Here is a 13340-nt window from a genome sequence, read left to right on the forward strand (position 1 = left end):
TGTACGCTTATGCCAAAAGATCTTCTAAAATTTGTTCGTAAATTTCAGCAAGCGGTTCAAGATCAGCCACATTCACATGCTCATCAATTTGATGGATGCTGGCATTGAGAACACCAAGCTCAAGTACTTGAGCACCTGTAGGAGCAATAAAGCGACCATCAGATGTTCCGCCTGAGGTTGAAAGCTCAGTTTCTACACCAGTCACATTACGAATGGCATTTTTAGCCGCATTCACTAACTCACCCACTGGCGTCAGGAAAGGTAAGCCTGAGTGTGTCCATTTAATGTCGTAGTCTAAACCATGACGATCCAAAATTTCTAAAACACGTGCTTTTAATTCTTCAGCGGTCAATTCAGTTGAATAACGGAAATTGAAAGTTACGGTCATCGTGCCTGGAACGACATTGGTTGCCCCTGTACCAGCTTGAATATTTGACACTTGGAAAGACGTCGCAGGGAAGTATTCGTTGCCTTGATCCCAAACCGTATCACAAAGTTCAGCAACGGCTTTAGACGCCATGTGAATCGGGTTAATGGCCAAGTGTGGATAAGCCACGTGACCTTGTTTCCCTTTCACTGTCATTACTGCATTGAGTGAACCACGACGACCATTTTTAACAATATCACCCAGTTTATGGGTACTTGAAGGTTCACCCACCAAACACCACTTCATTTTTTCATTACGGGCTTCGAGTGTTTCGATCACTTTGACTGTGCCATTGATCGATGGACCTTCTTCATCTGAGGTGATGAGGAACGCGATTGAGCCTTTATGATTCGGGTGTTTCGCAACAAAGCGTTCAGAAGCAACCACCATTGCGGCCAAGGCGGTTTTCATGTCTGCACTGCCACGACCATAAAGCTTACCATCACGAATTTCAGGGGCAAATGGGTCTGAGTTCCAAGCATCTAAATTACCTGTAGGAACGACATCAGTATGACCGGCAAAGCAGAATACAGGTGCTTCAGTGCCTTTTCGTGCCCATAGATTATCAACATCATCAAAGCGCAAAGATTCAATGTTGAAACCAATTTTTTTTAAGCGTTCAGCCATAATATTTTGACAGTTGTGGTCCACAGGTGTAACCGATGGCTGACGTAAAAGTTGGAGGCTTAAATCGAGAGTAGCAGAAGAGGTCATGCGCATTTCAAAGTCAATAAAACAGTCGGCACTATAATAGGCGATTAATCTCTGGAATGCGAAACTTAGCAATAAAAAAACCTTATCATTTAGATAAGGTTTTGATGCAAATATTAATTACTTGCGGATTTCATCTTGGGTTTTTTCAGCGGTATTTGATACAGCACTACCTGCTGAAGAGACATCTTCACCAATACCTTTGACGGTATTACAGCCAGCTAAAACAAAAAGCATAACTAATGAACTAGCAATAATTTTCTTCATCTCATTCTCCAAAATTTTGGTATTGTCATCAAATGATTTTGTTCTGATGTTTTTAAAGATTAAAAAATAAACACTTTAAACAATAGCATCGTTTTACAGGAGATGAGTAAGCGTATGTTGCGTTATGTATTTTTGTATAAAGTAACTTCTGCAAAATCAAGTTAAAATCAAATTTGGATTTCGGTACATATAAAACTGATTGTTTTGATTTTGTAAGTACAGTCCATTGGTCCACCAATGTGCATTTTGGCTACTGACTTCAGCATTTGGGCAAATCCATTCTTGACGTTGTAGGCGATAGTAATTCAAGTCGGTCGTTGGAATGACGTTACCCCAAGTACCTAGTCGACGGTCTGGATTGAGCCAATCGGGGAGGGGGTATTGGTTTAAAGCATCAACTGCTGTGAAACCATTTATTAGGGGGAGAAAGAGTTGCCCCTTTAAAACGGCAAAGCGAGCCTGAATGTCTGTGTCCAAAGCTTGCTGGAATTGAAACTGTTTATGGGTAAAGTGTTTTAATTTTCGATTTAAAGTGTCGGTACGATTTAAACCATACCATGTGGTTAAGCTCAGATTTGTTTCACCCAAATAATATTTCAACGCAATTTCCCAATGCTCGATTTGATTGGTTTCGGTATTTTTAATTAAAAAGTCTAGCTCACCTGTAGTACGTGCACCATCAATGATTTGAATACTATGACCCAACAATTCATAAGCATGATAGCGATGATCCAGTAACCAAAACCACATGAACATTTCAAAGCGCAGACCTAAACGGGTACTTTTCAGTTGAGCCATAAAGTCTTCGAGTTCTTTCGGGTCTTGATCGAGCTGTTTAAGGCGAGGTAAATAGGTTTGAAAGTGCTGTTGCCAGATCTGTGAGGGATGAAAATGAAAAGCATGTTGTATATCGAGCTCTAACGGCAATGCAGACAAAATGTTTGGACTTGCTACAGCAAAAGCCAACTGGCGAACCAATGGGTGTTTGAATTGGAGCCAGGGTTCGAACAACTGATGTTGTGAAATAAGGTGCATGCGAGTGCCTTAAAAAAGAAGCTAAATATGCAGAAGGACAACGGATAAACTTAAAAAACACTTTATACTACCGCAATTCGGTGTTCAGGAAAGTGGTATGAAAACGTTGTTTTGGCGTTGTTTAGTGGTGATCTTTGTCATCCTAGGCTTTATCGGTGCACTGTTGCCGGGTATGCCAACCACTGTTTTTCTGATCTTGGCCGCTTGGGCTGCATCTAAAGGTTGGCCACAAATGGATGCTTGGTTACTTAACCATCCTAAATATGGTGCAACGTTAAGAGCATGGCGTGCCAATGGAACTGTACCACGCAAAGCGAAATGGTTTGCCAGTATCATGATGTTGATCAGTGGACTGATCATGCTACTGACCAATGCACCATTTTTAGTGAAATTATTTACCAATACCACCATGCTGCTTGTCGCAATATGGTTATGGTTACGCCCAGAACCAAATACAGTAATAGATAAAAAACAAATAGAGGACAACTGATGTCTTATGTAATTGCTGATGCAGACGTCTTGATTGATCTGGCTCAACAGACTTTAATACTGCCTAAAAAGAATAAATTTTATCTGATCTCATCAGGAAAAAATGGCATTGGCGAAACTGAAAATAGTGGTAAAACGCCGCGAGGTTGGCATCTGGTTGCTGAGAAGCATGGTGCTGAGCAACCTCAAAATGCCGTTTTTATTGCTCGAAAGCCTACAGGTGAAGTTTACGACACCGATTTAGCCAAGCAGTTTCCTGAACGGGACTGGATTTTGTCTCGGATTTTATGGCTGAGTGGTTTAGAAGAGGGCTTCAATCGCGGGGAAGGCTGCGATACCTATCAACGTTATATCTATATTCATGGAACACCTGATAGCGAACCAATGGGGATGCCGATGTCGCATGGCTGTATTCGTATGCGTAATACGGATGTCATGGAGTTATTTGAGCTAATTGATTGCAATGCACTGGTTTATATTTCCGAACATAAACTTGAAATATAAAAATAGCTGTTAAAATGTGCAAAGTTATTTTATTGAGTATTCAACGCTGTAATTTAAAATATGAATATTGAGTAGAAGAAGGGGATTAATCATAGAAAATGTGTATTTTGAGGAAAAGAAATTTAGCGAATAATCATTTTAATTTTCGCAAATATGTTAAATAACATACAGAAAATACTTGTTTTTATACCATTTGACCTATTTTTTAATCACTCGATTGCAAAAAAGCGAAAACAAGCCGAAAAGCGTTTGACAGCCTGTAAAGATTCTCTATAATGCACCTCACAAACGATAAAGACGTTAAGGGCGCTTAGCTCAGTTGGTAGAGCGTCTGCCTTACAAGCAGAATGTCGGCGGTTCGATCCCGTCAGCGCCCACCAAGCCTTTACGTTAAAGATCTTACGTGCAGCGGTAGTTCAGTTGGTTAGAATACCGGCCTGTCACGCCGGGGGTCGCGGGTTCGAGCCCCGTCCGCTGCGCCACTTAAGATTTTTAATATTGTTTGTACCACATTAGTGACTTTGTGTAAGTGCAGCGGTAGTTCAGTTGGTTAGAATACCGGCCTGTCACGCCGGGGGTCGCGGGTTCGAGCCCCGTCCGCTGCGCCATTTATACAGAATCCTTAATGAGGGCGCTTAGCTCAGTTGGTAGAGCGTCTGCCTTACAAGCAGAATGTCGGCGGTTCGATCCCGTCAGCGCCCACCAGATTTTTTGCGATGCAGCGGTAGTTCAGTTGGTTAGAATACCGGCCTGTCACGCCGGGGGTCGCGGGTTCGAGCCCCGTCCGCTGCGCCATTCAAAGAATCGATTAAATTTAAGTTCCTGAGCTTGAGTTTAAAAACTAAGACTGACAATCTTAATCAGGGCGCTTAGCTCAGTTGGTAGAGCGTCTGCCTTACAAGCAGAATGTCGGCGGTTCGATCCCGTCAGCGCCCACCATATTTTACGACGCAGCGGTAGTTCAGTTGGTTAGAATACCGGCCTGTCACGCCGGGGGTCGCGGGTTCGAGCCCCGTCCGCTGCGCCATTTAAGATATAAATTTAAGTCCCTGAGCTTAAATTTGAAAACTAAGATTGACAATCTTAATCAGGGCGCTTAGCTCAGTTGGTAGAGCGTCTGCCTTACAAGCAGAATGTCGGCGGTTCGATCCCGTCAGCGCCCACCATATTCAAGCTGTAAAGCTTAATGACCCTAATTGCATTCGCAATTACCGTTGCAGCGGTAGTTCAGTTGGTTAGAATACCGGCCTGTCACGCCGGGGGTCGCGGGTTCGAGCCCCGTCCGCTGCGCCATTTTCTAGATCCCTTGTGCTAGTAAATGGAATCAAGCAAGATTTTTTTCTTGCATCATAAAAATAGCGACGCTATTTTTATTTCTCAAGGGCGCTTAGCTCAGTTGGTAGAGCGTCTGCCTTACAAGCAGAATGTCGGCGGTTCGATCCCGTCAGCGCCCACCATATTCCCTTGTCGTAAAAGTCTTGCTTATCTCAAGCTGTTTTCATACACTTCTGTGCAATAATAATTTTAAAATATGACAGATTTATGAGAAACCCATATCAACGCAAAGCTGCGTCTAAAAATCAAAATACTGCTTACGATCCTCTTGAAATCTATCGTCTTTTTATCGAAACTATCGTGCATCAAGGTCATGTTATAGCCTTATATCAAGATGGCTGGGCTTTATGTGCTACGCCGACTGGACAACGTTCTTTTGCGATGTGGCAGAGTAAAGGTTTAGCGCAGCTTTTGGTAAAAGATAATTGGGCGGGCTACGAAATCCAGAGTATTGGTCTCAGCGATTTAGTCGAAAAAGTGATTCCATTCTTACGTTCAGAAAAAACTACGTTCTCTATGAACTTAAGCCCCGAAGGGCAAAATGTCTTGGTTGCACCAGAAAAATTGTTATTAGATATCAAAAACTATTTATATCAATTTTCAATGCAGAAACCTGAATTATTTAAGCAATTACAATTACCATCGCCACGGACAATCCGTCTTCATTAATTCATGAGGATTTTATTTTAGTATTCATTGAGTAGCCAACCACTCCAATATGCAAAATACTCACGTAACCATGCATTATAGCGAGTGGCAAGAGGTGTCTGAGCGCTGATCATGATAGGCGTTTGATAACCCTGACGTATGGCTATAGCACGGCTACGGGGGATATGAAAATCGCTGGTCACAATAGCAATCGGTTGCTGTAGGGAAATATGCTGCTTGGCTAAAATCTTTTTACTATTGATCAGATTTAACTCGGTACTGGTGCTTTGATCTTCGGTGTAAATACGCTGTGCTGGGATATGGTGTACATCAATCAGATATTGTCGCATTGCTTCAGCTTCACTATTTTTTTGCTGAAAGGATAGGCCGCCACTGACGACCATAATGCTGTTGGGATGTAGCTTGGCATAGCTTGCCGCTTGATCTAAACGGCTGGCCAATGTTGGACTCGGTTTGCCATGCTTCAGACCACTGCCAAGAATTACAATAGCGGGTGCAGCGACATGAGGGGTATTTTGTTGATTTGAAAACCCTAAAAAGACGAAGAAAATAACTAAGCTAAAAACCCAAACAAAGAAAATCGCCCAAGCCCAACGCCATATTGATTGTCTGGTTGTATTGGTTTGAATATAGGCGATAAGCTTAGGATAAGCGAGTGCATAAATGATCAGGCCTAGTCCAATCAATAAGGGCAAGAGGGTGCCAAAATTAAAGCGTAGTTGTAAAACAAAATACAAGCCGTCTGCGAACAGTAATGACCCGATAATAAAACTAATGACTCTTTTTGATTTTTGCATACAAGCTTGTGGGTTATCGTTTGCATGAATTCTAGCAAATTTACGCATGAAAAAACCGAGCACTGTGGCTCGGTTTTTTTACTTGCGCTTAGTGTTTAGTAAACATCACGACGGTAACGACCTTCTTGACGTAATTGATCTAATTTTTCTTCGCCTAAGATTTCAATTAGCGCAGCATCGACATCGCTCGCCATCCCATTAATGCTACCGCAGACATAAATTACGGCACCATTTTCAACCCATGTTTTAAGCTCAGTGGCTTGTTCACGTAGTTTATGGTGTACATAGACTTTCTCTGCTTGATCTCGCGAGAACGCTAAATCTAATCGTTGTAGCATGCCTGTGGTTTGCCACGCTTCAATCGTACTTTGATAGAAGAAATCATGTTCACGTTGACGCTCACCAAAGATCAACCAGTTTTGAGTGTAGTCTAGGCGTGTACGTGCATGGAGTAGACTCATTAAACCCGCGATGCCTGTGCCGTTTCCAATACAAATGATAGGACGGTTGTCATTGATCAAATGGAATGATTCATTGGTACGAATACGTAATGCGATAGGTTGTTGAAGCTCGGCATGTTGGGTTAACCAACCAGAACCTAAGCCCAGTTCACCTTCTGAATCTTGCTGTTGGCGCACGACCAAACGTAACACTTGTTGAGTCGGTACACTTGCAATCGAGTATTCACGTGTAGGTAAAAGGCTCAACTGTTCCAGTAAATGTTCCAAATTGGCAAAAGGCTCAATCTCTGTGTTGAGGTTCTTATCCCAAAGCGCTTGCTCAATTGAAATGGCTAAAGACTCAACGATGCTCTGTGCTGCAATATGATGCTTTTGCATGAAGGCTTGGATACGTGCGGTGCTGTTACCTGGTTGAACTTCAGCAATATCACCTGCTTGCCATGTTGCATCGAAGTTGGTTTTTAGCTCAATATTATAAGCATGTGCTCCGACACTATTTGGATTGAGTACTTCACGTTGTGCCAAATTCCATTGATCAAAGGTTTTGTCAATATTCATGGCTTGAAGCTCAAGTTTGGTTGCAGAGGCAAGAGCACTGTTCCAACGTTGAATATCATTGTTATCTGCGTTGTTGACTTCAATTATTTCAAACAAAGCATGTGCGCCATTGGCTTTTAACCAACGGTCAATACGATGTCCAAAACTACAATAGGAGTCAGGATATTCTTGAGAGCCTAAAGCCAACACGGCATAGTGAAGGTGTGACAAATCCAAAGTTGTATTTAAAAATTTCTTTTCAAAACTACTGGCTAAGTCAGGTGCTTCACCCGTGCCATAAGTACTTGCAACAAAAAGCACTTGCTCAGCAGCTTTTAAGTCATCCTGTGTTAAGTGTTGCACAGCTTTAACACTTACAGGTTGTCTTGCTTCTTGTAAGCTGGTTGCAGTACGCCAAGCAATTTGTTCAGAAACACCCGTTTGAGTTGCATAGGCAATGAGCCATGGTTTCGCATGTGGATCGACCGGAACATTCAATGCTCCACCACGGGCTTGCTGAGTGAGTTTCTTCTGCTTACGACGTTTTAGATATAGCATCCAACCGGTTACAAAGAACAGTGGCATCATCAGTGATGCAAACATGGCAAAGAATTGATAAATTGGGCCAAAGAAGCTACCACGGTGCACAGGAAGCATACTGCTCATGATTTTTTCATTCAGCTTCTTCTGCTCATACAACTCCATTTTTTCAATTTGTGAAGTTTGATAGTTGAAGACCGCTGAGTTTCGCGCCCGCTCATGCTGTGGAATTGCATCTACAAATGAAAGCTCAAGTGTACCGTCAGGCTTTTTCGGAATATTTAGGGTCAGGGTTGAATAGTCTCGACCAACTTGTGCGTTAAATCCTGTCCATGTTTGGGTTAAAGCAATTTGCACTTGTTCAGAAGATAAGCCTTTACGCTCACCATGTTGTTCGCTTTGCCCACGTTCGCCACGTGCAGTGTGCTCACCTTGTGGCCCGCCACGACCTTGCTCACGTGATTCGCCACCACGAGCACCAGCCTGTTCGCCACGTGGGCCTTGAGCTGCACCAGTATTTGGACGGGGTCCTTCTTGCATTTGTGCTTGTGGGCGTTCAACGCCGAGGACTTTAAACATGCCATCGCGCCACCAATCATAAGACCAGTACAGTCCTGTACAGGCCAAGATCAGATAAAAGATCACCACCCAAGTACCAACAACAGCATGCAAATCCCAAATGAAGTTACGTCCTTTCAATTTAGGTTTAATAAAAAACCATTGTTTGATGGAATGACGTTTGGGCCAACGTAAGTACAGGCCACTCAATACAAAGAAAATAAGCATGAGGGTACAAGCGCCAGTAATTTGTTTACCGACAGGACCGACGGTTAAATTACGGTGCAACTGTTGAATAAAGTTAAAAAACTCACGGCCTTTAACTTCGGGTAAGACTTCAGCAGTATACGGGTTCACCATCATGTTATAACCACGACGTGCGCCTTCTTTCTCGATATTGACCGTACTTGAAGTGCTTGGCTCTTGAGCAATCGTAATACTATTGATTTTGATGGCAGAATCTTGTTTTTGGAAATGTAGATACAGCTCAGCAGGGGTTAATTTATTGTTTTGTGTTGCTTGAACGGTGTAGCTATCTGGGTTCATCCATTTTAAGATTTGTTGTTCATAAGAATAGATGGCCCCTGTGACGCCCATAAGCGACAGGATAAGACCCGCAGTGATTCCCAAAAACCAATGCACTTGGAAAAATGTTTTTTTAAACATGGCGATACTTAATGGTGAGCGATTTGTTGTGCGGAAATTATACCTGAAGATTGAGAAGATAATATGGATTTAGAAATTAATATTTATTCTCATTATCATTTGTATTCGAGAGTTTAGGATATAAAAAAACCTCCAAAAGTTGGAGGTTTTTTTATAGAAGAGAAAGGCAGGACTTAAAGTGGCTGCGCTTCACCGACTGTTTCTTTTAAATGTTTACGAATCGTATTAAACGAGAAGTTTTTGCTATCCATGCGTTTTGGCAGAATGTATGCACCTTCTTCGCCTTTCACTTTGAATTTAATCAACAAAAACTCAGGTGTGTTATACCATTCGTAGATGTCTTTCCAACCGATTGCACCGACACCTTCTTGCATGCCCATTTTCTGGCGCATAATTAGACCGTGAGGTTGTACACCTAAACGAATACCTTTAATTTCCTGTACTGGAAATTCATTCATTTTGCGCTTCACATACCACTCTAAACCGAACTTACGGACTAAAAGGTAAGTTAGAACACAGGCGAGAGCAACCCAACAAAAGATGGTTGAATAATTCTTAAGTAAAATTAGGCCAAGAATCGAAAGGGCTGTAACCACAGCCATGATGATCCAAGCTTTCATGCTAATTTTGTTTGTGCTACGCCAAATTTTTAATTGAGCATCGCGTTGTTCAGCCTCAGTGATTTCATAGGTCACAGGCTGTAAAGTATAAGCGTATAAATTTTTCGCGGTCATAGTGAAAGTAACAGATCTAAAACTGCAAAAAGTTTAGCATCATTTAGAGCATTTCAGTGAGTATATTGTTCCAAAATCACCCAAATTATAATGAAGCCAGTTCTGTGGCCTCATGATCCCGTTCGTGGCTTAAACTTTGCTTCAAACGACTGAACTGATTCAAGATGCTAAACATCAAGGAAAGCTGCTGCAAAATAATCAGTGCTTTTTGATCTTCCTCATTATTTTGGCTTAAACGCTGACGTATGGTCTGTAGCATATTCTGCGCCGTTAAATCAGGCATTTCATCACGCAGTAGCGCACCTTGGATATTGTCAAAAGCGCGATCCATCAATTCTAAAATTTGAGGGTCATCAATTTTTTCACGATGAGCCCCCAAAGCTGCAATATAGCTAATAAAGGTATGATTGAGACACAAGAACTCAAACGCTAAGCTTTTTTGCGTTGGGTCAAAATCGGGCTCGGTGGCTAAGGTTGAAATGAGTGAAGCAACTTCGGCATCGGTATTGTGTGCCGCACGACGGACCACGCGATAATTCAGGCCGTTGTTGCGTCCAGACTTATATTGTTCAATCACCTCAGCTAAATAATCACATTGAGCGGAAAGCGAACGGTAAATTGTGCGGGGTAGGCGACGGAACTTCCAGTCTGGGAAAATGAAACTCACACCTAACCATGCCAGTCCACAGCCAATTAAGGTATCCATCATGCGCGGAAGAGCAGCTTCGTATCCCATACCATCTAAGTTGAAATTAATCAGCGCCAAAATAGTGATGAAAGCGGTGGCTTGAGCGTATTGTTTACTGCGAAGCTCAAAGAAAAGTACCCCGCTGATGACCAAGACGAGAAGTTGTCCTTCAATCGAAGGTACAAAGTACAATACGGCATACCCTAAAATGATTCCGACCAAAGTCCCTACGATACGTAAACGTAAACGACGTTTGGTTGCGTTGAAATTGGGCTGACTGACAAAGAGTGCTGTAAGTAGAATCCAGTACCCATATTCAATGTTGGTGACTTGAACAAAGATATATCCAACTAACAGCACGATAGACAGACGAATCGCGTGTCGAAATAACACCGACTCTGGGGTGAGATGTTGTTTAATCCGAACTTTAATGTCATCCCAGCCTTTCAGGTCATCATCTTTGAGCTGGCTTTCGATATGTTTGGTTTTATCGAGCTTAATATTACGTTCAGTTTCTAAATTACGTAGCTGCGCATCAATAGACTTTAAGTTTTGATACAACGAAAACAGAGCATTGACCCAAATTTGGTCGTATTGTTGTTCGTCTCTGAGCTTTTCTAATGATAAACGGAGGTTTTCAAATGCATGTTTAAAGCGCTTATTATGGGTATAGGTTTGACGGTTTAAAATGCTGCTGCTTAAGTCCTTACAGGCTTTGGCTTGTATAGATAAGATTCGTTGAAAGCGGAATAAAATATCGCTGTGTTGAAAAATTTTCGCCAGTTTTTGATAGTCAATATGTGCTGAATCTGCCCGCTCGTGAATATCTTGCGCCACAAAATAATATTGCAGGCTGCGACGGGTATCCCGTTGTCCACGGTCACCTTTTAAACGGGTGAGTAGGGCGGTTTTCATGTCGTTGAAAATTGCAATTAATTTACCATTTTCCAACGACAGTTCAATCATGCTCTGTTGATAGCTGTTTGCTGTCATATCGACATCAAACAGGTTGGATTTTGCAAACAGAAAATCGGCGAGTGAGGAATAACACTTCGATAGATTGTCTTGTACCTGACGAACGGGAAAGAGCAGAAAACTGATGGTTGAAATAACACTATACCAAATTGCCCCAATCACTAGCAGAGACGGTTGTGTATACCAGTTGTCAAAAAGTCCGACACCGAGCATGGAGTAAACCGAAACCACTAAGCAACCATAGGAAATCGTGGCATAACGACGTCCCAGTGAACCCAGTAAAATTAGACCAATACACGAAACGATTAGACCCAGTGCGAATAAAATTGGGTGCGGAAATAAAAAGTAAATCGACGTTGCAGTAATGAAAAAGCCAATATAGGTAAAAATTAAATTCATGATTCGCACGGAAAAGCGGTCATCAATATCACTTAAACCAGCAGCAACTGCGCCGAGTGTCAGCGGAATAGTTGCCAGTTGAAAACCCATAAAATATGGAACAAAAGCAGTCCCTGCAAAAGTAATGACCATGCGGAGGTTATACATGAAGGTTGTATTATAAGTAGCCTGTTTTAGACTGGTCAGCCATGCTTTCAAAGGGCACCTTTGTTTGTCGCTTAGGGTTGGACAATTTTCAAATATGAGAATATGTGAAATTTCACCTGCTCTGGTATAAATCATACTATGGAGCGTGTAAACTTGTCTGCAAACTCTCCTTCCAAAACATAAATTAATCCTATGTCGACTACACAGGAAAAAGCGGTCTATTCCAACGCTTGGATTCTCTTACTTGCTTCACTGACTGCACTCGGTCCACTGTCGATTGATATGTATTTGCCCGCTTTGCCACAAATGGCGAATGACTTTGGGGTAAGCACACAAATGGTGGCCAACAGCTTACCTGCGTACTTCTTAGGCTTGGCTATTGGGCAACTGATTTATGGGCCAGTAAGTGACCGAATTGGGCGGAAAAAACCGCTGTATTTTGGCATGAGTCTCTACATTATTGCCAGTTTACTGTGTGTGTTTGCAAACAGTGAGTGGAGTCTCATTGCTGCTCGGGTTTTGCAAGCCTTAGGCGGTTGTGTAGGTGTGGTGATTGCCCGTGCTGCGATTCGTGACCGTTTAGATATGCAAGCCTCAGCCCAAGCATTTGCCAGTATGATGATCGTGACCACCATCGCGCCGATTATTGCACCCAGTTTAGGCGCGCTGGTACTGAGTTTCAGTAGTTGGCATAGTATTTTTGCCTTTTTGATGGTCGTTGGTTTGGGAAGCCTGTGCTGCGTACACTTTTTCTTTGAAGAAACTTTAGATCCAAAGCGTCGTTTAAAGCTTAACTTTAATCAAGTTTTAAACCTCTACGGGGCGATTCTGCAAGATTCGAGCTTTAGACGCCCGATGTTTGTTGGATGTTTTGCTGGGGCTGTACTCTTTTGTTATATCAGTGCTTCTGCTGCCATTCTGATGGATGGTTACGGCTTAAGTCAGCAAGTTTTTGCCTATGCCTTTGGTGCCAATGCGCTTGGGATTATGCTGTTCTCAACCTTAAATAAGCGCTTGGCACAAAAGTTAAGTGTTTTTCAGCGCTTAAAATTAGGCAGTTTTTTGCAGTTGGCTGGTGTGGGGCTGCTGTTGGTAGCGGGTAGCATGACGCATGCACCGTTATATATCGTTTGCGCAGGGATGTTTCTCGCTGTCGCAGCAATCGGTTTTACAGGGCCAAATGCCATGGCGATTGCAATGTCTGAGCAGGGTGCACGGGCAGGAACGGCTAGTGCGATTATGGGCAGCATGCAATTTGGTTGTGGTCTACTTTGTGGCGTGACTCTTAATTTTCTACTCTGGTCGGAACTTTTGAATATGGCCATTGTCATGGCTATTTTTGTGGCTTTGGCTTTGTATTATGTGTTTAAGCTTGAGCACGAAAAAGCCTAAAAATTGAAG

General features: G+C 42.5%; 11 protein-coding genes and 10 tRNA genes. 14 read left to right on the forward strand and 7 right to left on the reverse strand.

Features of this window, described 5'->3' with window-relative positions:
- Positions 1-7: 7 nt before the first annotated feature.
- From dapE to GVX98_RS11775, 3 genes are all read right to left on the reverse strand, one after another.
- Positions 8-1141 carry a succinyl-diaminopimelate desuccinylase gene (gene dapE, locus GVX98_RS11765; protein WP_035326638.1) on the reverse strand — a complete coding sequence of 378 codons (1134 nt, stop codon included), beginning with the start codon at positions 1139-1141 and terminating at the stop codon, positions 8-10.
- A 117-nt stretch (positions 1142-1258) separates the two neighbouring features.
- Complete coding sequence (locus GVX98_RS11770) at positions 1259-1405, reverse strand: entericidin A/B family lipoprotein (RefSeq protein ID WP_004981146.1); 147 nt, start codon at positions 1403-1405, stop codon at positions 1259-1261.
- 156 nt (positions 1406-1561) lie between these two features.
- Positions 1562-2440, reverse strand: coding sequence for a DUF1853 family protein (locus GVX98_RS11775; RefSeq protein ID WP_159128177.1), 879 nt, complete (start codon positions 2438-2440; stop codon positions 1562-1564).
- A 97-nt stretch (positions 2441-2537) separates the two neighbouring features.
- Here GVX98_RS11775 and GVX98_RS11780 point away from each other — a divergent pair, with 97 nt between their 5' ends.
- The 13 genes from GVX98_RS11780 (at position 2538) to GVX98_RS11840 (ending at position 5437) form a co-directional block, all read left to right on the forward strand.
- Complete coding sequence (locus tag GVX98_RS11780; protein ID WP_148826485.1) at positions 2538-2930, forward strand: YbaN family protein; 393 nt, start codon at positions 2538-2540, stop codon at positions 2928-2930.
- Positions 2930-3433: a cell wall-recycling L,D-carboxypeptidase ElsL gene (gene elsL / locus GVX98_RS11785; RefSeq protein ID WP_159128178.1), complete on the forward strand. Its 504-nt coding sequence runs from the start codon at positions 2930-2932 to the stop codon at positions 3431-3433. Before GVX98_RS11780 ends, elsL begins: the two co-directional genes overlap by 1 nt.
- 304 nt (positions 3434-3737) lie before the next feature.
- A tRNA-Val gene (locus GVX98_RS11790) sits at positions 3738-3813 on the forward strand.
- 25 nt (positions 3814-3838) lie between these two features.
- Positions 3839-3915, forward strand: a tRNA-Asp gene (locus GVX98_RS11795).
- 49 nt (positions 3916-3964) lie between these two features.
- Positions 3965-4041 (forward strand) — tRNA-Asp (locus tag GVX98_RS11800).
- A 21-nt stretch (positions 4042-4062) separates the two neighbouring features.
- Positions 4063-4138: transfer RNA gene (locus GVX98_RS11805), tRNA-Val, on the forward strand.
- A gap of 13 nt (positions 4139-4151) precedes the next feature.
- Positions 4152-4228 (forward strand) — tRNA-Asp (locus GVX98_RS11810).
- Between the two features lie 68 nt (positions 4229-4296).
- Positions 4297-4372: transfer RNA gene (locus GVX98_RS11815), tRNA-Val, on the forward strand.
- Positions 4373-4383: 11 nt separating this feature from the next.
- Positions 4384-4460: transfer RNA gene (locus GVX98_RS11820), tRNA-Asp, on the forward strand.
- A 63-nt stretch (positions 4461-4523) separates the two neighbouring features.
- Positions 4524-4599, forward strand: a tRNA-Val gene (locus GVX98_RS11825).
- 50 nt (positions 4600-4649) lie between these two features.
- Positions 4650-4726: transfer RNA gene (locus tag GVX98_RS11830), tRNA-Asp, on the forward strand.
- 88 nt (positions 4727-4814) lie between these two features.
- Positions 4815-4890: transfer RNA gene (locus GVX98_RS11835), tRNA-Val, on the forward strand.
- Positions 4891-4975: 85 nt separating this feature from the next.
- Positions 4976-5437, forward strand: coding sequence for a DUF2750 domain-containing protein (locus GVX98_RS11840; protein WP_159128179.1), 462 nt, complete (start codon positions 4976-4978; stop codon positions 5435-5437).
- Between the two features lie 17 nt (positions 5438-5454).
- Here the strand turns inward: GVX98_RS11840 and GVX98_RS11845 are convergent, their stop codons facing one another.
- The 4 genes from GVX98_RS11845 to yccS form a co-directional block, all read right to left on the reverse strand.
- Entirely contained in the window at positions 5455-6234 is a 780-nt protein-coding gene (locus GVX98_RS11845) for a YdcF family protein (RefSeq protein WP_159128708.1), read from the reverse strand.
- A 95-nt stretch (positions 6235-6329) separates the two neighbouring features.
- Positions 6330-8996 (reverse strand): sulfite reductase flavoprotein subunit alpha, encoded by a 2667-nt coding sequence (locus GVX98_RS11850; RefSeq protein ID WP_159128180.1) that lies wholly within the window; start codon positions 8994-8996, stop codon positions 6330-6332.
- A 173-nt stretch (positions 8997-9169) separates the two neighbouring features.
- Positions 9170-9730, reverse strand: coding sequence for a YcxB family protein (locus GVX98_RS11855; RefSeq protein WP_058869170.1), 561 nt, complete (start codon positions 9728-9730; stop codon positions 9170-9172).
- 85 nt (positions 9731-9815) lie between these two features.
- On the reverse strand, positions 9816-11990 hold the full coding sequence (gene yccS, locus GVX98_RS11860) for a YccS family putative transporter (protein ID WP_058952530.1): 2175 nt from the start codon (positions 11988-11990) through the stop codon (positions 9816-9818).
- Positions 11991-12131: 141 nt separating this feature from the next.
- On the opposite strand from yccS, the gene GVX98_RS11865 reads away from it, so the two are divergent.
- Positions 12132-13331 carry a multidrug effflux MFS transporter gene (locus tag GVX98_RS11865; protein WP_159128181.1) on the forward strand — a complete coding sequence of 400 codons (1200 nt, stop codon included), beginning with the start codon at positions 12132-12134 and terminating at the stop codon, positions 13329-13331.
- The last annotated feature ends 9 nt before the right edge of the window (positions 13332-13340 follow it).

It is taken from the genome of Acinetobacter sp. 8I-beige (assembly GCF_902505955.1).
In the GTDB taxonomy this organism is placed as follows: domain Bacteria; phylum Pseudomonadota; class Gammaproteobacteria; order Pseudomonadales; family Moraxellaceae; genus Acinetobacter; species Acinetobacter johnsonii.